This is a genomic window from Streptomyces sp. NPDC006207, assembly GCF_040613835.1.
In the GTDB taxonomy this organism is placed as follows: Bacteria; Actinomycetota; Actinomycetes; order Streptomycetales; family Streptomycetaceae; genus Actinacidiphila.
This window is the reverse complement of the sequence record NZ_JBEXSX010000055.1, coordinates 21,928-40,518: the sequence shown is the minus strand read 5'-3', so window position 1 is coordinate 40,518 and position 18,591 is coordinate 21,928. Positions and strand designations below refer to the sequence as shown.

Annotated in this window: 18 protein-coding genes and 5 tRNA genes; 12 read left to right on the top strand and 11 right to left on the bottom strand. The window is 71.2% G+C overall.

The features are described 5' to 3' along the window. Nucleotides 1-2 precede the first annotated feature (2 nt). Entirely contained in the window at nucleotides 3-221 is a 219-nt protein-coding gene (locus ABZ312_RS33445; RefSeq protein ID WP_089224994.1) for an acyl-CoA carboxylase epsilon subunit, read from the top strand. A 73-nt stretch (nucleotides 222-294) separates the two neighbouring features. On the opposite strand, the gene ABZ312_RS33440 is transcribed toward ABZ312_RS33445, so the two are convergent. The 9 genes from ABZ312_RS33440 to ABZ312_RS33400 form a co-directional block, all read right to left on the bottom strand. After that, nucleotides 295-888, bottom strand: a complete 594-nt coding sequence (locus ABZ312_RS33440) for an SUKH-4 family immunity protein (RefSeq protein ID WP_500439375.1) — start codon at nucleotides 886-888, stop codon at nucleotides 295-297. 142 nt (nucleotides 889-1,030) lie between these two features. Beyond that, nucleotides 1,031-1,609: a GTP-binding protein gene (locus tag ABZ312_RS33435; RefSeq protein WP_089224993.1), complete on the bottom strand. Its 579-nt coding sequence runs from the start codon at nucleotides 1,607-1,609 to the stop codon at nucleotides 1,031-1,033. Continuing rightward, the gene (locus ABZ312_RS33430; RefSeq protein ID WP_500325615.1) at nucleotides 1,590-2,129 is read right to left on the bottom strand and encodes a DUF742 domain-containing protein; all 540 of its coding nucleotides are present in this window, start codon (nucleotides 2,127-2,129) and stop codon (nucleotides 1,590-1,592) included. Before ABZ312_RS33430 ends, ABZ312_RS33435 begins: the two co-directional genes overlap by 20 nt. Before the next feature lie 71 nt (nucleotides 2,130-2,200). After that, nucleotides 2,201-2,614, bottom strand: coding sequence for a roadblock/LC7 domain-containing protein (locus ABZ312_RS33425; protein WP_018562059.1), 414 nt, complete (start codon nucleotides 2,612-2,614; stop codon nucleotides 2,201-2,203). A gap of 9 nt (nucleotides 2,615-2,623) precedes the next feature. Next, complete coding sequence (locus ABZ312_RS33420; RefSeq protein ID WP_500439383.1) at nucleotides 2,624-5,707, bottom strand: sensor histidine kinase; 3,084 nt, start codon at nucleotides 5,705-5,707, stop codon at nucleotides 2,624-2,626. Nucleotides 5,708-6,169: 462 nt separating this feature from the next. Further along, nucleotides 6,170-6,778: a GTP-binding protein gene (locus ABZ312_RS33415; RefSeq protein WP_078620110.1), complete on the bottom strand. Its 609-nt coding sequence runs from the start codon at nucleotides 6,776-6,778 to the stop codon at nucleotides 6,170-6,172. Then, nucleotides 6,759-7,166, bottom strand: coding sequence for a DUF742 domain-containing protein (locus ABZ312_RS33410; RefSeq protein WP_361792631.1), 408 nt, complete (start codon nucleotides 7,164-7,166; stop codon nucleotides 6,759-6,761). Before ABZ312_RS33410 ends, ABZ312_RS33415 begins: the two co-directional genes overlap by 20 nt. 79 nt (nucleotides 7,167-7,245) lie before the next feature. Continuing rightward, a complete protein-coding gene (locus tag ABZ312_RS33405; RefSeq protein WP_018562063.1) occupies nucleotides 7,246-7,659 on the bottom strand; it encodes a roadblock/LC7 domain-containing protein in 414 nt (137 codons plus the stop codon). Between the two features lie 9 nt (nucleotides 7,660-7,668). After that, nucleotides 7,669-11,148, bottom strand: coding sequence for a sensor histidine kinase (locus ABZ312_RS33400; protein WP_500439374.1), 3,480 nt, complete (start codon nucleotides 11,146-11,148; stop codon nucleotides 7,669-7,671). Nucleotides 11,149-11,714: 566 nt separating this feature from the next. On the opposite strand from ABZ312_RS33400, the gene ABZ312_RS33395 reads away from it, so the two are divergent. The 10 genes from ABZ312_RS33395 to ABZ312_RS33350 all read left to right on the top strand — a co-directional run bounded on the left by ABZ312_RS33395 (nucleotide 11,715) and on the right by ABZ312_RS33350 (nucleotide 16,539). Further along, nucleotides 11,715-11,903, top strand: a complete 189-nt coding sequence (locus ABZ312_RS33395) for a hypothetical protein (protein WP_500325619.1) — start codon at nucleotides 11,715-11,717, stop codon at nucleotides 11,901-11,903. A gap of 85 nt (nucleotides 11,904-11,988) precedes the next feature. Continuing rightward, nucleotides 11,989-12,780: a fumarylacetoacetate hydrolase family protein gene (locus ABZ312_RS33390; protein WP_499514183.1), complete on the top strand. Its 792-nt coding sequence runs from the start codon at nucleotides 11,989-11,991 to the stop codon at nucleotides 12,778-12,780. Beyond that, nucleotides 12,773-14,257 (top strand): glutamate--tRNA ligase, encoded by a 1,485-nt coding sequence (gltX, locus tag ABZ312_RS33385; RefSeq protein WP_500325621.1) that lies wholly within the window; start codon nucleotides 12,773-12,775, stop codon nucleotides 14,255-14,257. Before ABZ312_RS33390 ends, gltX begins: the two co-directional genes overlap by 8 nt. A gap of 69 nt (nucleotides 14,258-14,326) precedes the next feature. Beyond that, on the top strand, nucleotides 14,327-15,286 hold the full coding sequence (locus ABZ312_RS33380; protein ID WP_500325622.1) for a pseudouridine synthase: 960 nt from the start codon (nucleotides 14,327-14,329) through the stop codon (nucleotides 15,284-15,286). A 9-nt stretch (nucleotides 15,287-15,295) separates the two neighbouring features. Then, on the top strand, nucleotides 15,296-16,015 hold the full coding sequence (locus ABZ312_RS33375; RefSeq protein ID WP_500325624.1) for an HAD family hydrolase: 720 nt from the start codon (nucleotides 15,296-15,298) through the stop codon (nucleotides 16,013-16,015). 87 nt (nucleotides 16,016-16,102) lie between these two features. Beyond that, a tRNA-Gln gene (locus ABZ312_RS33370) sits at nucleotides 16,103-16,174 on the top strand. Nucleotides 16,175-16,191: 17 nt separating this feature from the next. Further along, nucleotides 16,192-16,264, top strand: a tRNA-Glu gene (locus tag ABZ312_RS33365). A 27-nt stretch (nucleotides 16,265-16,291) separates the two neighbouring features. Continuing rightward, nucleotides 16,292-16,364 (top strand) — tRNA-Glu (locus ABZ312_RS33360). 12 nt (nucleotides 16,365-16,376) lie between these two features. Next, nucleotides 16,377-16,448 (top strand) — tRNA-Gln (locus tag ABZ312_RS33355). Between the two features lie 18 nt (nucleotides 16,449-16,466). After that, nucleotides 16,467-16,539 (top strand) — tRNA-Glu (locus ABZ312_RS33350). 76 nt (nucleotides 16,540-16,615) lie between these two features. On the opposite strand, the gene ABZ312_RS33345 is transcribed toward ABZ312_RS33350, so the two are convergent. Next, on the bottom strand, nucleotides 16,616-17,260 hold the full coding sequence (locus ABZ312_RS33345) for a MerR family transcriptional regulator (RefSeq protein ID WP_500325626.1): 645 nt from the start codon (nucleotides 17,258-17,260) through the stop codon (nucleotides 16,616-16,618). Nucleotides 17,261-17,341: 81 nt separating this feature from the next. Between ABZ312_RS33345 and ABZ312_RS33340 the strand changes: the two genes are divergently transcribed. Further along, a complete protein-coding gene (locus ABZ312_RS33340) occupies nucleotides 17,342-17,842 on the top strand; it encodes a DUF4188 domain-containing protein (RefSeq protein ID WP_500357266.1) in 501 nt (166 codons plus the stop codon). Nucleotides 17,843-17,857: 15 nt separating this feature from the next. On the opposite strand, the gene ndgR is transcribed toward ABZ312_RS33340, so the two are convergent. Further along, nucleotides 17,858-18,574, bottom strand: a complete 717-nt coding sequence (gene ndgR, locus ABZ312_RS33335) for an IclR family transcriptional regulator (RefSeq protein WP_499514189.1) — start codon at nucleotides 18,572-18,574, stop codon at nucleotides 17,858-17,860. Between the last annotated feature and the right edge of the window lie 17 nt (nucleotides 18,575-18,591).

Genomic DNA, 18,591 nt, shown 5'->3' with positions numbered 1-18,591 from the left:
CCGTGAGCACTCCTGCCGACAGCACCTCCGCCGCGCTCGTGCGCGTGGAGCGCGGCCACGCCAGCGACGAGGAACTGGCCGCACTCACCGCTGTCCTGCTCGCCCGCGCCGCGGCCCAGGGCCAGGACGCGACCGACTACGTCAAGCCCCGCTCCACGGCCGGCTGGCGCCGCCTCGAGCGGCAGTCCGGCTTCAGCGCGCCGCACAGCTGGCGCAGCTGACCCTCCGGCTCCGAACGGCGGCGCGGCACCCCCATCGCGGGTGCCGCGCCGCCGTCGTCGTACGGGGACGTCCTCACCACATGCCGCCCGCGATGTCGTCGAAGACGGCCTCCCACAGCCCGTCGCCCGTGCCGAACGGGACGGGATCGACGGCGGTCAGGGCGTCGCGGATCTCCTCGGCGATACGGATGAGGTCGTCGATCTCGGGGAACACGCCGGGAGGGTCGTAGTCCGGGCGCCTGAGCTGCAGCAGGCACATCCCGTGGACCATCGACGAGACGTCGGTGTGGATCCACTCGATCCTGCGCACCTCGTGGTCGACCACGTGCACCCTTCCGGTGCCGCCGTCGAGGGCCACCTCGGCGTGGAGGGCCCGGCCCAGGTGCAGCCACCGGTGGACGCCGGGGGAGAACCCCTCGTAGTCCGTCAGGTCCTCGACGAGGGACGCGTCCCGCAGCGGCGTCGGCCCGCCCGAGAGGTCCTTCCGGAGCTCGAAGAGCACACCGTCGGCCACCGGCAGGCCCACGTCCGCCAGGAAGCCGCGGGTGGGCCCGTGCGTGAGCCCTGCGTCCTGCCCCGTGGCACGGTGCCCCGTGGCGTGGACGCGCACGATCTGCTCCGGGGCGAAGACCTCGGCAAGGGAAGCGGCCGTCACGGGGGCGATCACCCCAGGCCTCCGGGGATGCCGAGGTGCGCCGGGTCGTCCGGTTCGAAGGGTGTGGGCAACGGTCCTCCTGTGGTCCGGCCCGACGCGAAGGCCCCGCACATGTCGTGCGGGGCCTTTCGCGTCGTACGGGAAGCGGGAACCGCTACCGCAGCCGCGCCATCAGCGCGTGTTCGACCAGCGTGATCAGCGCGCTCTTCGCCTCGGCGCGGTGCCGGGCGTCCGTGATGATGATGGGGGCCTCGGGACCGATCTGGAGGGCCTCGCGGACTTCCTCGGGGTTGTACGGCTGGTGGCCGTCGAAGCCGTTGAGGGCGATGACGAACGGCAGACCGCTGTTCTCGAAGTAGTCGACGGCCGGGAAGCAGTCCGCCAGCCGGCGGGTGTCCACCAGGACGACCGCGCCGATGGCGCCGCGCACCAGGTCGTCCCACATGAACCAGAAGCGGTCCTGGCCCGGCGTGCCGAACAGGTAGAGGATCAGGTCCTCGTCCAGGGTGATACGGCCGAAGTCCATCGCCACGGTCGTCGTGGTCTTGTCCGGCGCGTGCGTCAGATCGTCGATCCCCGCGGAGGCGGAGGTCATCACGGCTTCGGTACGCAGCGGGTTGATCTCCGATACGGCACCGACGAACGTGGTCTTGCCCACGCCGAAGCCGCCCGCCACCACGATCTTCGCCGAGGTGGTTGAGCGAGCTGGACCGCTAGAGCTTGCGAAGTCCACTGAGCACCCTTTCGAGCAGTGTCACGTCTGGCTGTCCGCCCGAGGCATCGTCGCCACCGGGCTGGTGAATGGCGACGAGCCCGGCCTCCGCCAGGTCGGCGACGAGGATTCGGGCGACGCCGAGGGGGATGGAGAGGAGCGCGGAGATCTCCGCGACCGACTTGATCTCCCGGCAGAGGATGCAGATCCGCTGGTGCTCCGGCAACTGGCCCCGCAGCTGGACCGGGTCGGCGGTCGTGCTGACCAGTGCCTCGATGGCGAGCTGGTAGCGCGGCCGGGTGCGGCCACCGGTCATGGCGTAGGGACGTACCAGACCGGACGGCGGCTTGGAACGCCCGGTCTGCGCTGTCCGAGGCGGTGGCGCCTGCGGGGGTTCGTACGGCTGGATCCTCGGCTGCCGGTGCGACGGCGTGGGGCCGGGACCTGGGTCCTGGCTGGGTGCCGAGGGGAAGTCGAACCGCTTGAAGGGCGGCTGCTGTTGGTGATTGCCGTACTGATCTCCGCCTGGGGGCGTTGCCACGGTTCCTCCTCCAGCTGGGTAGCGCGTCTGAAAACCCTACGGGTCTCCAGACGCGCCCGCATGCCTGTCCGTTAGTTGAGCAGGCTGCCCTGCAATTCCGCACGCAGATCGGGCGTGAGCACGTTGCCCGCGCGGTCGACCAGCAGGGCCATCTCGTAGCCCACGAGGCCGATGTCGCACTCCGGGTGCGCCAGCACGGCCAGCGAGGAACCGTCCGAGACGGACATGATGAAGAGGAAGCCGCGCTCCATCTCCACGACGGTCTGGTTCACGTGCCCGCCCTCGAAGATGCGCGAGGCACCCGCGGTCAGCGAGGTCAGACCGGAGGCCACCGCGGCCAACTGGTCCGCACGGTCCCGCGGGAAGCCTTCGGACATCGCCAGCAGCAGACCGTCGGCAGAGACCACAACCGTATGGGAGACCCCTGGGGTCTGGTCCACGAAACTGGTGATCAACCAGTTCAGGTTCTGTGCCGCCTGGCTCATCGGACTCAACTAACGCTCCTGGTGCTTGGGGCCGAAGCCCTGGCCGTTCGTGTCAGTTCCCGCAGTGCGTCCCTGCTGGACACCGCGCCGCAGATTGCTCAGGCGGCCACGGACGTCCTCGGGTGCACGGGAGACCATCGGTCCGCCCTGCGGAGTCTGCTGTGCGGTACCCGGGACCAGGTTGGCCTTGGGGACCCGTCGGGGCAGGCCGGAGGGGGTGACCCCGCCCGCCTTGGGCTTGCGGGCCTGTTCGGCCCGCTGCCAGTTGTCGTCGTTCGTGGAGCGCCACTCCGACTCCCCGTCCGACGCGGGTACGGAGGGCGCCGGCTGCGCCGGGAAGCCGTCCGCCGACTGGGGCTCCGGCTGCGCCGGGGCCGCCTGTCCGGACTGCTGCCATCCGCGGTCGCGGCGCGGCAGCCCCGCGTCGGTCACCGAGGACTGCAGCGGGCCGGTGGCCGGAGCCGGTCGGTCGAAGCCTACGCGCTCCGGGGCTTCGAAGGGGGTGGCTGTGGCGGAATCGGCCGTCGCCTGGGCCGGGAAACCCTGCGGCTGGGCCGTCTGCGGCAGTTCGCCGCCCGGCGTCGCCGTCCACTGTTCCTGGGCGTACCCGTTCTGCTGCTGCCAGTCGTCCTGGGCGTAGCCGTTCTGCGCAGCGGCGTACCCCTGCTCGGCGTAGCCGCCTTCGGTGTACACCGGCTCCTGGAACCCGGGCTGCGCGTCGTAGCCGTGCTGCTCCTGGAACGGCTGGCCCTGCGGCTCCTGGTAGCCCTGCTGGTCGAAGCCGTTCGCCGGGAAGCCGTTGTCCTGGAAGCCGTTGTCCTGGAACGCGGCCTCGGCGCCGGTCTCCTGGTAGCCCGGTTCCCGGGCGTCGCCCTCGAACGGCGGCTGCTCCGGGGCACGGTCGCCGGCCGCGGCCTCGAGCTGGGCACGGCGCTGGTCACGCATGAGCGAGCGGCCGACCGGGTCGAGCGAGCGGGTGTCGGCCGGGGCCTCGGCGCGCTCGTAGCGCGAGTCGTCGAAGCCGAGCTCCGCGGCGGTCGGTCCGTAGGCGGCGAACTGCGGGGTCTCGAGCTCCGGCACGATCCGGGACACGGTGAAGTCGTCCTCCAGCGGCATCTCCTCGCCGCCGCCACCGTGGGTGATCGGCTCGGGGAGCATGACCAGCGAGGTGGTGCCGGCCTGCTCGCCGGACGGGCGCAGCTGGACGCGGATGCCGTGCCGGTCGGCGAGGCGGCCGACCACGAACAGGCCCATGCGCTTGGAGATCGACGCGTCGACGGTCGGCGGTTCGGCCAGCTTGTGGTTGATGTCCGCGAAGTCCTCGGCGGTGAGGCCGATGCCCTTGTCGTGGATCTCGACCATGACGCGGCCGTCGGGAAGCCGGGTCGCGGTGACCCGCACCTTGGTCTGGGGCGAGGAGAACGTGGTGGCGTTCTCCAGCAGCTCGGCCAGCAGGTGCACGAGGTCGGTGACGGCGGTGCCGTGGATCTCGGTCTCGGGGATGCCGACCAGTTCGATGCGCTCGTACGCCTCCACCTCGGAGGCCGCGGCGCGGAGCACGTCGACCAGCGGGACCGGCTGGTTCCAGCGGCGGCCGGGCTCCTCGCCGGCGAGGACCAGGAGGTTCTCGCCGTTGCGGCGCATGCGGGTCGCCAGGTGGTCCAGCTTGAAGAGATTCTCCAGCTGGTCCGGGTCCGCCTCGTTGTTCTCCAGGTCCGTGATCAGCGTCAGCTGGCGCTGGATGAGGCCCTGGTTGCGGCGGGAGAGGTTGGTGAAGATCGCGTTGACGTTGCCACGGAGCAGGGCCTGCTCGGCGGCGAGCCGTACGGCCTCGCGGTGGATCTGGTCGAAGGCGCGGGCGACCTCGCCGATCTCGTCGTTCGAGGTGATCGGGATCGTCTGGACGCGGGTGTCGACCTTGCCCGGATCGGTGCGGGAGAGCTGGTCGACCAGGGCCGGCAGGCGCTGCTCGGCGACCTCGAAGGCCGCGGTGCGCAGCCGTCGCATGCTGTTGCTCATCGAACGGGCCACCATGGCGGCCACGATGAAGGCGATGATCAGCGCGACGAGCACGATGGCGGAGTTGACGATCGCTTCAATGCGGGCACTGTCGGCGATGTCGCTCGAGTCGTTGTACGCCTGGTTGGCCAGGTGCTGCTCGACGCTCTTGTAGGCGTCGAAGGCGAGGGTGGTCGCGCCGAACCAGCTCTCCGCGGTCACGCCCTGGGCCTTGAGCTGCTCGGTGCTCTGACCGGAGGCGATCAGCTTGATCATGTTCTCCAGGCTCGGCGGAGCCTTGAAGGGCTGGCCGGCCTGCTTGGCCGCCTGGGCGGCCTGGGCGACCTGCTCCTTGCCCTTCTCCAGGGCCGCGTCCTGCGCGTCCAGCAGTCGCTGGTAGTCCGCGTCGGTGCCACCGCCCCGGTACTCCTCCAGAGCGACCTGCTGGAGGTAGGCGTACGAGGTGAAGGCGGTCAGCTGGAGCTTCAGCTCGCCGTCGACGAGCTTGTCGCGGTCCTCGACGAGCAGGTGGGTGCCGATGGAGCGGGTCAGCGACTCGGCGGCCTTGGTCAGTTCGAGCGCGTAGAGGGTGCGGCCGTAGGAGGCGATGCTGTTGGTGCCGAAGCCCAGCTCGTTCGCGAGCTCCATCAGCGGGTGCTGGACCTCGACGTACTTCTCCTCGGTCTGCACGCCCGGGAGCTGCCGGGTGAAGGCCGTGTCACGCAGCTTCGCCAGGACCTTCTCGCCCTCGCGGATGTTCGCCACGCGGCGCTGCAGCCGGTCGCTCACGGGCAGCTCGGCGACGGCGGCGTCGAACTTCGCGGCCGCCTGGTCGGTGGCCGCGCGGGTCGCGACGACGTCCTTGTTCTCGGTGTCGCCGGCCAGCAGGGGAACAACGCTGAGGTCACGTTCGTTCAGCACGGCGTTGGCGTAGTCCACTGCGGCGCGCACGGCGTTGGCGGTCCGCACCGCGTCGTCGGCGTCCTGCCAGGTCTGCACCGAGCTCTGCACCCGGAAGCCGCCGAAGACCAGGGCGACCATCACCGGGATGAGGAGGATGACGTTCAGACGGGTGGCCACCCGCCAGTTGCGCATGGCGAAGCGGCTGCCCGGGCTCGTCACCGGCTCGGGCGCGGTGGCCGCCTCGGGGGCAGCGGCCTGGGCCGTGCCGTATCGCGCAGGCGGGGTGAAATTGCCACGCGGGTGGTCCGCGGGACCCGGCTCTGCTCGCCTCGTGTTCCTCACTCGACCAACAACCTCTCGGCGACGGCGCGGGCGGCGCCGTTCCTACTCTCGGGTTTCGATGAATTCCAGCACGTCATGGGGGTGCTCCACAAACGTCCGGCGAGGACTGCGAAGCCATGATCACGCGCCGGTTAAAACGGGCATAAGCGTAAAGCGGTGGCAATTCACTGGGTAGATGTATGCGCAGTGAAGCCGACTGGGCGCGGGCGGTGTTCGGGTTGTTCCGATTCGCGGTCGAAACGTTATGAACAGAAGGACCGGCCATGTCAAAAGACACAGCCGGTCCATACGCGAAGTGGCAAGCTGGAATGCTTACTTGAGACGAGCGAGCAGCGCGTGTTCGACGAGCGTGATCAGCGCGCTCTTCGCCTCGGCGCGGTGCCGGGCGTCCGTGATGATGATGGGGGCGTCCGGGCCGATCTGCAGCGCTTCCCGGACCTCGTCGGGCGTGTACGGCTGGTGGCCGTCGAAGCCGTTGAGGGCGATGACGAACGGCAGACCGCTGTTCTCGAAGTAGTCGACGGCCGGGAAGCAGTCGGCCAGCCGGCGGGTGTCGACCAGGACGACGGCGCCGATGGCACCGCGGACCAGGTCGTCCCACATGAACCAGAAGCGGTCCTGGCCCGGCGTACCGAACAGGTACAGGATCAGGTCGTCGTCGAGCGTGATACGACCGAAGTCCATCGCCACGGTCGTCGTGGTCTTGTCGGCCACGTGCGTCAGATCGTCCACGCCCGCGGATGCCGAGGTCATCACGGCCTCCGTACGGAGCGGGTTGATCTCCGAGACCGCCCCGACGAACGTGGTCTTGCCCACGCCGAAGCCACCCGCCACCACGATCTTCGCCGAGGTGGTGGACCGGGCCGCGGGCGGCGCACCGTACGCCGCCTGCTGCCCCGGCCTAGAGCTTGCGAAGTCCACTGAGCACCCTTTCGAGCAGTGTCACATCAGGCTGTCCGCCGGCCTCGCCGCTGCTCGGCTGGTGGATGGCGACCATACCGGCCTCAGCCAGGTCGGCCACCAGAATCCGGGCCACCCCCAGCGGGATCCCCAGCAGTGCGGAGATCTCGGCGACCGACTTGATCTCCATGCACAGGTGGCAGATGCGCTGGTGTTCGGGGAGCAGCCCCTGGTAGGCACTCGGGTCCGCGGAGGTGCTGACCAGTGCCTCGATGGCGAGCTGGTAGCGCGGCCGGGTGCGACCACCGGTCATGGCGTACGGCCGCACCAGCGGCTGGTCGCCTTCGCCCCCGTACGGCGCATGGTGGGGCGCGCCGTACGGGCCGGGCGAGGCGGGCGGCGGGGTCATGAATGGTCCTCCGGGTAAGAGCGGACGCGTGTCGCGAGTAGTCATGGGGCGTGCATTCGGCCGGGCTCCGGGGAGGAGCTCAGCCCATCAGGCTGCCTTGGAGTTCTGCGCGCAGGTCGGGGGTGAGAACGGCGCCCGCTCGGTCGACGAGCAGGGCCATCTCGTAGCCCACGAGGCCGATGTCGCACTCGGGGTGCGCCAGTACGGCCAGCGAGGATCCGTCCGAGACCGACATCAGGAGGAGGAAGCCGCGCTCCATCTCCACGACGGTCTGGTTGACGCTGCCGCCCTCGAAGATGCGGGACGCGCCCGCGGTCAGCGAGGTGAGGCCGGAGGCGACGGCCGCCAACTGGTCGGCGCGGTCACGGGGGAAACCCTCGGACATGGCCAGCAGCAGGCCGTCGGCGGATACCACCACGGTGTGGGACACCCCGGGGGTGTTGTCCACGAAGTTGGTGATCAACCAGTTCAGATTCTGTGCCGCCTGGCTCATCTGACTCAACTAACGCTCCTGCTGGTGAGTGGTGCCAAAGCCGCGGCCGTCGGTCGTTCCCGTACCGGCCTGGCGACCCTGCTGGATACCGCGACGGAGGTTGGTCAGGCGTCCGCGCACGTCGTCGGGGGCCCGGGAAACCTGCGGACCGCCCTGTGGGGCTTGTTGGGGAGCACCGGCTCCCGGGACGAGGTTGGCCTTGGGGACCCGCCGCGGCAGCCCGGAGGGGGTGACCCCGCCAGCGGACGGCTGGCGGACCTGGCCCGCGCGCTCCCACACCTCGTCGTTCGGCGAGGACCGCCACGCCGCCGAGTCGCGCCGCGGGGGCTGCGAGGGCTGCGGCGGGTGCGCAGGCTGCGAAGGCGGCGCCGCGTGCTCGGCGCGGGCCCGCTGCGGCTGTTGCGGGTGCTGCTGCGGGGCGGGCTGCTGCGGGCGCTGCGGCGGCCGGGTGGGCGCTGCGGCGCCCGGGCCGTTGCCGTTCTGCTGCGGGCCGACCGGGCCCCGCTCGACGTGCACCTGCTGCATGCGCTCGGCGCGACCGGTGCGGAACCAGTCCGACTCGAGCGAGTCGAAGATCGGGCTCGGCTCGTCGTGGCGAACGGGGGCCGGAGGCAGCGCCATCGGCTCGTTGACGGCCGGCAGCGGCTGCCGGTCGGCCTGCGGGGCCGCGGGACGCTGCTGATGGGCGGCGCCGGGTCCCTGGGCGTACCCGCCGGAGTGGCGCGGTCCCTGGGGCGCCGCCGGGGCGGCCGGCGGGGTCTGCGGCGCCTGCTGCACGTGGGGTGCCGCGGGGCGCTGGAAGACATCGCTGCGGGTGAACTGGCCCTGCTGCTGCTGCTGCGGGGCCTGGCCACCGTGCTGCGGCATCTGGGGCATCTGCTGGGGCTGGCCGCCGTGCTGCGGCATCTGCGGTATCTGCTGGGTCTGGGGGCCGCCGTACGCCGGTGCGGTGTGCGGCATGGCGTTGAAGTCCGGGCGCTCGAACTGCGCCGTGGACTCCAGGTCCTCGTGACCGCGCGGCATGTCGGCCTCGGGGCCGTGGGCCGCGCCCATCGGCTGCGGCGCCGCCGGACGCTGCGGGGGAGCGGCCGGTCGCTGCGGCTGCTGCTGCTGCGGCCTGCCCTGGCCACCGGGGACCTGCTCGTTGGCCCAGCTCGGGCCCGAGCGCTGCGGCCCGGGCGCCGCCGGAGCACCGGGGCCGGCCGGACGGCCGCCCTGCGGGCCCATGCCGGGACCGGAGTTGAGGGCCGGACGCGACGCGGAACCGGACACCTGGCCGCGCTGCCCACCGCGGTGCATGCCGGCGAGGCCGGTACCGCCGCCGCCACCCATGGCCGGCGCGGGAGCGCCCGGAGCCGCGGCGGGGGCACCGCCCGGCTGCTGACCGCGGTTGCCCGCGCCGGGCTGGGGCTTGGCGCCACCCTGGGTGACGTCCACCGGCAGCATGACGAGCGCGGTGGTGCCGCCCGAGTCGGACGGACGGAGCTGGATCCGGATGCCGTGCCGCAGGGACAGGCGGCCGACCACGAACAGACCCATGCGGCGGGAGACGGAGACGTCCACCGTCGGCGGATTGGCGAGCCGCTCGTTGATGTCGGCGAGGTCCTCCGGGGACAGACCGATGCCGGTGTCGTGGATCTCGATCAGCACGCGGCCGTCGGGCAGCGCGTGACCAGTGACCCGCACCTTGGTCTGCGGGGAGGAGAACGAGGTCGCGTTCTCCAGCAGCTCTGCGAGCAGGTGGACGAGGTCGTTGACGACGCGGCCGGTGACCTCGACCGCCGGCACCGAGGTGAGCTCGATGCGCTCGTACTGCTCCACCTCGGATGCGGCGGCGCGGAGGACGTCGACCAGCGGGACCGGGCGGGTCCAGCGGCGGCCGGGCTCCTCGCCCGCGAGGACGAGGAGGTTTTCGCCGTTCCGGCGCATACGGGTCGCGAGGTGGTCGAGCTTGAAGAGGTTGGACAGCTGGTCCGGGTCGGCCTCGCGGGACTCCAGTTCGGAGATCAGGCTCAGCTGACGCTGGATCAGGCCCTGGCTGCGGCGCGAGAGGTTGGTGAACATCGCGTTGACGTTCCCTCGCAGCAGCGCCTGCTCGGCGGCGAGTCGGACCGCCTCGCGGTGGACCTCGTCGAACGCGCGGGCCACCTGGCCGATTTCGTCGCGGGTGTGGATGCCGATCGACTCGACCGAGGTGTCGACGTCCTGCGGGTCGGACTCGGAGAGCTGCTTGACCAGCTCGGGCAGTCGCTTCTGGGCGACTTCCTGGGCGGTGTCCTGCAGCCGGCGCAGCGAGCGGACCATGGACCGGGCGACGACGAAGGCGCCGACGACCGAGATGCCGAGCACGAGGAGGATCAGCGCACCGCTGATGATCGCCTCTTGCTGGGCCTCGTCGCGCAGCGTCAGGGCCTTCTGCTGCATCTGCTGCAGCAGGGTCTGCTCGATCTGGCCCATGAGCTGGATCTTGGTCTTGGCGTCGTCGTCCCAGTCCAGGTACTTGCCCTGGAAGTTCTGGATGCTCGACTCGGAGGCCGCGATGCGGTCGGCCTGCTCACCGACCTTGTTGACGATGTCGTTGCCGCCGTTGAGGCCCTTGAGGAGCTCCTCGGCGTTCGTCCGGCCGTAGATCTGGCTGAACTGCTTGAGTTCCGTGCCCTCGGAGCGGTGGACGCCCTGCAGGTAGCGGAAGTCGTTGGAGCTGAGGGTCTGGTTGTCGGCCAGGGCGGCGCTGATGATGGCCCGCTGCATGGAGTCGTACTCCTTGGCGGACGAGAACGCCGCCAGCGCGCGGGTGCTGGAGATCATGTCCGAGTTACCGGTCGCCTCGGCCATCTCCTGGGAGAGGTCGATGAGCGAGCGGATGAGCTCGTCGTACTCGCTGACCGTCTGCGCGATGTAGCCGGGCTGGTCGTACGCACGCTCGCGGATGGCCTGCAGGGTGCCGAGCTGGCGGCTGATCGAGGTCAGCGAGGCGTTGACGCCCGTGAGGTCCGGGGAGACCTCGTTGGCGGCGCTGACGAACGCCGTGCGCGCCAGCTTGGTCTTCGCCTGCGCGGCCACGATGTTGTCGTCGCCATCGTCGCGGGGCGTGCTGGACAGCGGGCCGGCCGAGACGTCTCGCTCCTCCTGGAGCGCGGCGGCGAGCTTGGTCGCCTGCTCCGTGAGGTCGGTCAGCGAGGTCATGGCCTCCAGCTGCTGCACGTTCTCCAGCGAGCTCTGGATGCGGAGCGCACCCAGGGTGGTCGCGGCGACCACCGGCAGCGCGAGCAGCGACACCAGACGAGTGCTGATGCGCCAGTTGCGCATGGCTATTCGGGAGCCGTGCTTCGGGCCGGTGCGCACACCGCTTCCCGGCGTGGCGCTGCTCTGTGCGCCCGCGGTTCCGGCGTCTGCGGTTTCATCCCGGCGGGCGGGACCGTGATCGGTCCCACCGCGCTGTTCCGGGTCGCCCGCAGCGCCGCCATCCCTCTTGAAACGTCCCTGCACTAGCGTCGCAACCTCTGGACCAGGCGTCCCCCGCACGGGCGGCAGGACGGTGTCGAGTCTTCGGAGTCCCGCCCTCCCCGGCGGATACCCATTGGCCGCCGCCGCTCGGCGATCGCACGCTCCCCCCTGCGCGCCGGCATCTGTTGATACGGCGGTCCGGGGAATTCCAGCACAGTGCCGCACGTCCAACAAGGGCCGACAGGTTTCGAGTGGAATACGTGACTCAGTGCGTCCGGTGGATCACACGGTGTCGGTGGCCTTTCGGATGTCTCCCGGCAATCCGGGCTTTCTCCAGGGGTGTTGGGGCCCGCCGGCCGGTGCCCGGCTGCTGCCAACCGGGGGTGAAGAGTCCGGATGGGCCGTGATGTCGGTTTCGCTGGTATCGGGCGGCCGACCGATTCGCCCTGCTTGTCCCCGCGTTCGTGAGCAAAATCACAGACCGTCAGTTGTATTGGTCATCCAGATCGGGGAATGGGCGCCGATAGATTGACGTTTGACACAGCCGTGTACTACGTCAACCGCGCCTGCCCGGGCGCCCGGTAACAACACGAGGTTCTGACCGGCCCATGAAGACGACCATGATCATGCGACCCATAGCCAACCCGCGCCGCACCACCCTCGCGCACCTGGCGGACGCCGAGGACACGCGGACCGCAGAGGTCGCTCCGGCCGTCGAGGACGCGGAAGCCGTCGTGCTGCCCCGGCAGACCGCCAACCCCCGCCGCACCGTCCTGACGGAGCTGCCGACCGCCTGAGGCGCGGCTCGGCGGGCGGGTCCGGGAGCCACCCCCGGGATAACCTGGAGCGTCAGTCTCCGGCCAGTGAGGTGAGCTGCTTCCCGTGCGCATCGCCAGGTTCTCCATCGACGGCAATGTCGCCTTCGGCGTCGTCGAGGGCGACGAGTCCGTCCCGGACGGACTCGTCCTCGACATCATCAAGGGCATCCCGTTCGCCGAGTACGAGCGCTCCGGCACGAAGGTGCCGCTGAGCAAGGTCCGGCTGCTGCCGCCCGTGCTCCCCAGCAAGGTCGTCGCGATCGGGCGGAACTACGCCGAACACGCCGCCGAGCTGGGCAACGAGGTGCCGGAGGTCCCGGTCGCCTTCTTCAAGCCGTCCACCTCGGTGATCGGCCCGGGCGACCCCATCGTCTACCCCTCCTTCTCGCAGGAGGTGCACCACGAGGCCGAGCTCGCCGTCGTCATCGGCCGGATGTGCCGCGAGGTCCCGCGCGAGCGCGTCGCCGAGGTCGTCCTCGGGTACACCTGCGCCAACGACGTCACCGCGCGGGACGCCCAGAAGGCCGAGAAGCAGTGGGCGCGCGCCAAGGGCTTCGACTCCTCGTGCCCCATCGGCCCCTGGATCGAGACGGACCTCGACCTCGCCGCCGCCAACGACCTCGCCGTCACCGCCACTGTCAACGGCGAGCCGCGCCAGTCCGGCCGCACGAGCCAGATGATCCGCTCCATCGAGGACCTGATCGTGCACATCACCGAGGCCATGACGCTGCTCCCGGGCGACGTCGTCCTCACCGGCACCCCGGCGGGGGTCGGACCGCTCCACGTCGGCGACGAGGTCGCCGTCACCATCGAAGGCATCGGCACTCTCACCAACAAGGTGATCAAGCGTGACTAGCGCAGCACCCGTACGCGTACGTTTCTGCCCCTCGCCGACCGGCAACCCCCACGTGGGCCTGGTCCGCACCGCCCTGTTCAACTGGGCGTTCGCCCGCCATCACCAGGGCACCCTGGTCTTCCGGATCGAGGACACCGACGCCGCCCGCGACTCCGAGGAGTCGTACCAGCAGCTGCTGGAGGCCATGCGCTGGCTCGGCTTCGACTGGGACGAGGGCCCCGAGGTCGGCGGCCCGCACGCGCCCTACCGGCAGTCGCAGCGCATGGACGTCTACAAGGACGTCGCCGCGAAGCTGCTCGGGTCCGGTCACGCGTACAAGTGCTACTGCACCACCGAGGAGCTCGACGAGCGCCGGGAGGCCGCCCGCGCCGCCGGCCGCCCCTCCGGCTACGACGGCCACTGCCGCGACCTCACCGCCGAGCAGGTCGACGCGTACGAGCGCGAGGGCCGCGAGCCCATCGTCCGCTTCCGCATGCCCGACGAGACGATCACCTTCACCGACCTCGTCCGCGGCGAGCTGACCTTCACCCCGGACAACGTGCCCGACTACGGCATCGTCCGGGCCAACGGCGCCCCGCTGTACACGCTGGTCAACCCGGTCGACGACGCGTTGATGGAGATCACGCACGTGCTGCGCGGCGAGGACCTGCTGTCCTCCACCCCGCGCCAGATCGCGCTCTACCGCGCGCTCGCCGAGATCGGCGTCGGCAACGGCACGACCCCGCACTTCGGCCACCTGCCGTACGTCATGGGCGAGGGCAACAAGAAGCTCTCCAAGCGCGACCCGCAGTCCTCCCTCAACCTCTACCGGGAGCGCGGCTTCCTCCCCGAGGGCCTGCTGAACTACCTGTCGCTGCTGGGCTGGTCGCTCTCCGCCGACCGCGACGTCTTCACCGTCGAGGAGATGGTTGCCGCCTTCGACATCGACGCGGTCAACGCCAACCCGGCGCGCTTCGACCTCAAGAAGGCCGAGGCGATCAACGCCGACCACATCCGCCTGCTGGACGTGAAGGCGTTCGCCGAGGCCTGCGGCCCGTGGCTGAAGGCCCCGTTCGCCCCCTGGGCGCCCGAGGCGTTCGACCAGGCCGCCTTCGAGGCGATCGCGCCGCACGCGCAGACCCGTCTGACCGTGCTCTCCGACATCACCGACAACGTCGACTTCCTCTTCCTCGACACGCCGGTGGAGGACGAGGCGTCCTGGCAGAAGGCGATGAAGGACGCGGCTGCCGCCTCGGCGCTGCTCACCACCGCCCGGGAGAACCTGGCGGCCGCGGACTGGAACGCCGAGGCCCTGAAGGACGCCGTCCTCACCGCCGGTGAGACCCACGGCCTCAAGCTCGGCAAGGCCCAGGCGCCGGTCCGGGTCGCCGTCACCGGCCGCACCGTCGGGCTGCCGCTCTTCGAGTCCCTCGAAGTGCTCGGCCGCGAGCGCACCCTGGCCCGCGTCGACGCCGCCCTGGCGAAGCTGGCCGGCTGACCGCGGTACGCCGATCCGCCCCGGGCCCTTGACCAGGAGCCCGGGGCGGCACGCTTCCCGGACCACGCCATGCGCCGCAGGACCAGGCCCCCGATCCCCCCGCTGCCCCAGCGCCGCGGGGTCGACCCCGTGCGCGTGCGGCTGCCCGGCACCGGGACCTGGGCGACGGTCCGCGACCACCTGGTGGACCGGCTCGGCGCCGCGGTCTCCCCGGAGCGGCTGGACGCCATGTTCGCGGCGGGGGAGGTGCACGGCGCCGAGGGCCCGCTCGCCCGCGACGCCGCCTACCGTCCGGGCGGCCACGTCTGGTTCCACCGGGAGCTGCCGGACGAGGTCCCGGTGCCCTTCGACATCGAGGTGCTCCACCGGGACGACCGGCTGCTCGTCGTCGACAAGCCGCACTTCCTCGCCACCATGCCGCGCGGCGGCCACGTCGTGGAGACGGCGCTCACCCGGCTGCGCCACGACCTCGCGCTGCCCGAGCTGAGCCCGGCCCACCGCCTCGACCGGCTCACGGCGGGCGTGGTGATGTTCGTGATCCGCCCCGAGTTGCGCGGCGCCTACCAGACGATCTTCCGGGACCGGCTGGCCCGCAAGGAGTACGAGGCGGTGGCCCGGCACGACCCCGCCCTGGCGCTGCCGCGCACGGTGGAGAGCCGGATCGTCAAGGAGCGCGGGCAGATGGCGGCCCGGGAGGTCCCCGGCGAACCCAACGCCCGCAGCCACGTGGAACTGCTGGACCACCGCGACGGGCTGGCCCGCTACCGGCTCCGCCCGGAGACCGGCCGTACCCACCAGCTGCGGGTGCACATGAACGCCCTGGGGGTGCCGATCCTCGGCGACCCCGTCTACCCGCACGTCCTGCCGCCCGCGGCGCCCGGTGACTTCTCCCGCCCGCTGCGGCTGCTGGCCCGGGTGCTGGAGTTCGACGACCCCGTGACGGGCGAGCGGCACCGTTTCGAGAGCGGCCGGACGCTGTTCACCCGGTGTCCGCCGCGCGCCGGTACCCCGGACGGAGCACAGGGCTAGAGTCGGCATATGCCGATCCGCGCCGTGCTCTGGGACATCGACGACACGATCTTCGACTACTCGGGCGCCGAGCGGACCGGAGCGCTGCGTCACCTGGAGGCCGAGGGCCTGCTCGGCGCGTTCGGCGGCGAGGAGCGGGCGCTGCGCACGTGGCGCGAGGTCATGGAGACGCACTACACGCGCTTCCTCACCGGCGAGCTGACCTTCACCGAGCACCGCAGGGAGCGGGTCAGGGCCTTGCTGGGGCCGGCCGTCGGCGACGCCGCGGCCGACGCCTGGTTCGCGGCCTACTACGTCCATTTCGAGGCCGCCTGGGCGGTCTTCCCCGACGTCGTACCGGCCCTGGAGGCGCTCACCCCCGGCTACCGGCACGGCCTGCTGTCCAACTCCGGCACCGCCCACCAGGAGCGCAAGCTGACCCGGCTGGGCCTGCGCGACCGGTTCGAGTGCCTGGTGTGCTCGCAGGAACTGGGGCACGCCAAGCCCGCGCCGGAGGCCTTCCTGGGAGCGTGCCAGGCGCTGGGACTGCCGCCGGCGGAGGTCGCCTACGTCGGCGACAAGGCCGACACCGACGCGCGCGGCGCGGACGCGGCGGGCCTGTACGGGGTGTGGCTGGACCGTACGGGTTCCGTCACCGCGCCGGACCTGCGGCGGATCACGGGGCTCGCGGAGCTGCCCGCACTTCTGGCGGCGGATACTCGTTTTGGAGCCCCGTCACCGATCGGGTAATGTTCTTCCTGCGCCGCCCGGGCGGGCCGAAAGGCCAGCGCGGGAAGCGCGGCCAAACAAAACCCCCCACGGGGGGTTGAGTTTTGGTGGGGTATGGTGTAATTGGCAGCACGACTGATTCTGGTTCAGTTAGTCTAGGTTCGAGTCCTGGTACCCCAGCGCAGATCTTCTGCAAAGCCCCCGTTGTGTAGCGGCCTAGCACGCTGCCCTCTCAAGGCAGTAGCGCCGGTTCGAATCCGGTCGGGGGTACTGATCTCTCTGGTAGGGATCGCTAGGGCCCCCGTTGTGTAGCGGCCTAGCACGCCGCCCTCTCAAGGCGGTAGCGCCGGTTCGAATCCGGTCGGGGGTACTTGACACACCATGGGGTATGGTGTAATTGGCAGCACGAGTGATTCTGGTTCATTTAGTCTAGGTTCGAGTCCTGGTACCCCAGCACATTTCCACAAGACTTGCCCCCGTTGTGTAGCGGCCTAGCACGCCGCCCTCTCAAGGCGGTAGCGCCGGTTCGAATCCGGTCGGGGGTACATCGAGGAGAGGCCCCCCGCTTCGGCGGGGGGCCTCTCCTGTTTCCCCGTCCGCGCCCGTTCCCGGCGGCCCGCCTCACCCAACTCCGAAGCGGCGGCGGGACTCCTCGGCCTCGGCGAGCCGGCGCAGGCTCAGCAGCACGGGCTCGTAGAGCACCGTGAGCGTCACGGCGGCGGCCGCCTGTTCCAGCGGGGTGTCGTACATCTCGACCAGATCCAGGTCGTGGACGGCCTGTTGGGCGGCAAGGCGCGCGTAGGGCGCCAAGTGCCGTGCGCTGCTGGGGTATCCGAGGCGGGTCAGGGCGGCGACCGCCGTGACGAGCATCCGGTAGGCGGGGGAGGGGCCGTGCTCCTCGCTGCCGTACCGCCAGCCCAGTTCGGCCATCAGCCCGTCCACCTCGCGGCGGGCGGTCCCCGTCGCCGGGTCGTCCTCGTCGGGCTCCGGGCCGTGCGGCAGGACGAAGGTGGCGGCGCCGAGCCGCAGGTGCTGGTTGAGCGACTCGTCCTCCACCGCGGCGAGTACCTCCCGCGCGGTGGCCACCGGCACCTTGCCGATCTGGATCAGCGCCCGGACGAACCGCAGCCGGCGCAGGTGCTCCTCCCCGTACTCGGCCTGCGTGGCCGTGACGCGACGGCCGGGCGGGAGCAGCCCTTCGCGCAGGTAGTACTTGATCGTGGCCGTCGCCACGCCGCTGCGTTCACTCAGCTCGGCCAGTCGCATTCCCTTGCGCCCTCCATTGGATAGTGGCACTATCCAAGCATGGATAGTGCCACTATCCAAGACGACCGACAGGGGTTCCTCATGTCCGCGCAGGTGATTCCGGGCCGCAACACCGCCGCCGCCGAGGGCGGCATCGTCGTGTTCCTCATCGGGATGCGGATCAACCGCTTCCGGTCCCTGGGCAGCTGGCTCCCGGTGTTCCGGGCCATGCCGCGGATGCTGCGGGAGCTGTCGCAGGACGACGGAAGCGGGTTCCTCGGGTACCGGCTGCTGTTCGGCGGGCCCCGCGTGATCTACGTCGTCCAGTACTGGAAGTCCACGGAGCAGCTCTTCGCCTACGCTTCCCAGCAGGACAAGCAGCACCGGCCCGCGTGGGCGGCGTTCAACCGTCGCGCGCGGGCCGGTAAGGGCAGGGTGGGCTTCTGGCACGAGACGTACGCCGTGCCGGCGGGCGGCTACGAGTCCGTGTACGTCGACATGCCCGCCTTCGGGCTGGGCGCCGCGACCGGGGTCGTCCCGGTGGGCCGCCGCGGCGAGACCGCGGCCCAGCGGCTGACGGCGGGCGAGGGGCGGGCGGCCTGAGGCCGGCGTCCCGGCTCAGCCGCTGCGGCGCAGGGACTCGGACAGGCGGGCGGCGGCGTCGACGACGGACTGCGCGTGCATGCGCCCGGGGTGCCGGGTGAGCCGCTCGATCGGGCCGGAGACGGAGACCGCCGCCACGACGCGGTTGGACGGGCCGCGCACCGGGGCCGAGACGGACGCCACGCCCGGTTCGCGCTCGCCGATCGACTGGGCCCAGCCGCGGCGCCGTACGCCGGACAGTGCGGTGGCGGTGAAGCGGGCCCCCTGCAGCCCGCGGTGGAGCCGCTCCGGCTCCTCCCACGCGAGCAGGACCTGGGCGGCGGAGCCGGCCTTCATCGGCAGCGTGGAGCCGACCGGGACGGTGTCCCGCAGTCCGGACAGCCGCTCGGCGGCGGCCACGCAGATGCGCATGTCGCCCTGGCGACGGTAGAGCTGGGCGCTCTCGCCGGTCATGTCCCGCAGATGCGTGAGCACCGGCCCGGCCGTGGCCAGCAGGCGGTCCTCGCCCGCCGCGGCGGCCAGTTCGGACAGCCGGGGACCGAGGATGAAGCGCCCCTGCATGTCGCGCGCCACCATCCGGTGGTGCTCCAGGGCGACGGCGAGACGGTGCGCGGTGGGGCGGGCGAGACCCGTGGCGCCCACGAGCCCGGCCAGGGTGGCCGGGCCGGACTCCAGTGCGCTGAGCACCAGAGCCGCCTTGTCGAGAACGCCGACGCCACTACTGTTGTCCATGCAACGATACTCCCGTC

Excerpts from the sequence above, each read along its gene's own strand:
- ABZ312_RS33425 (WP_018562059.1), bottom strand. The coding sequence starts at position 2,614 with ATGAGCCAGGCGGCACAGAACCTGAACTGGTTGATCACCAGTTTCGTG.
- ABZ312_RS33420 (WP_500439383.1), bottom strand. The coding sequence starts at position 5,707 with ATGCGCAACTGGCGGGTGGCCACCCGTCTGAACGTCATCCTCCTCATC.
- ABZ312_RS33410 (WP_361792631.1), bottom strand. The coding sequence starts at position 7,166 with ATGACCCCGCCGCCCGCCTCGCCCGGCCCGTACGGCGCGCCCCACCAT.
- ABZ312_RS33405 (WP_018562063.1), bottom strand. The coding sequence starts at position 7,659 with ATGAGCCAGGCGGCACAGAATCTGAACTGGTTGATCACCAACTTCGTG.
- ABZ312_RS33395 (WP_500325619.1), top strand. The coding sequence starts at position 11,715 with ATGAAGACGACCATGATCATGCGACCCATAGCCAACCCGCGCCGCACC.
- ABZ312_RS33380 (WP_500325622.1), top strand. The coding sequence starts at position 14,327 with ATGCGCCGCAGGACCAGGCCCCCGATCCCCCCGCTGCCCCAGCGCCGC.
- ABZ312_RS33375 (WP_500325624.1), top strand. The coding sequence starts at position 15,296 with ATGCCGATCCGCGCCGTGCTCTGGGACATCGACGACACGATCTTCGAC.
- ABZ312_RS33345 (WP_500325626.1), bottom strand. The coding sequence starts at position 17,260 with ATGCGACTGGCCGAGCTGAGTGAACGCAGCGGCGTGGCGACGGCCACG.
- ABZ312_RS33340 (WP_500357266.1), top strand. The coding sequence starts at position 17,342 with ATGTCCGCGCAGGTGATTCCGGGCCGCAACACCGCCGCCGCCGAGGGC.
- ndgR (WP_499514189.1), bottom strand. The coding sequence starts at position 18,574 with ATGGACAACAGTAGTGGCGTCGGCGTTCTCGACAAGGCGGCTCTGGTG.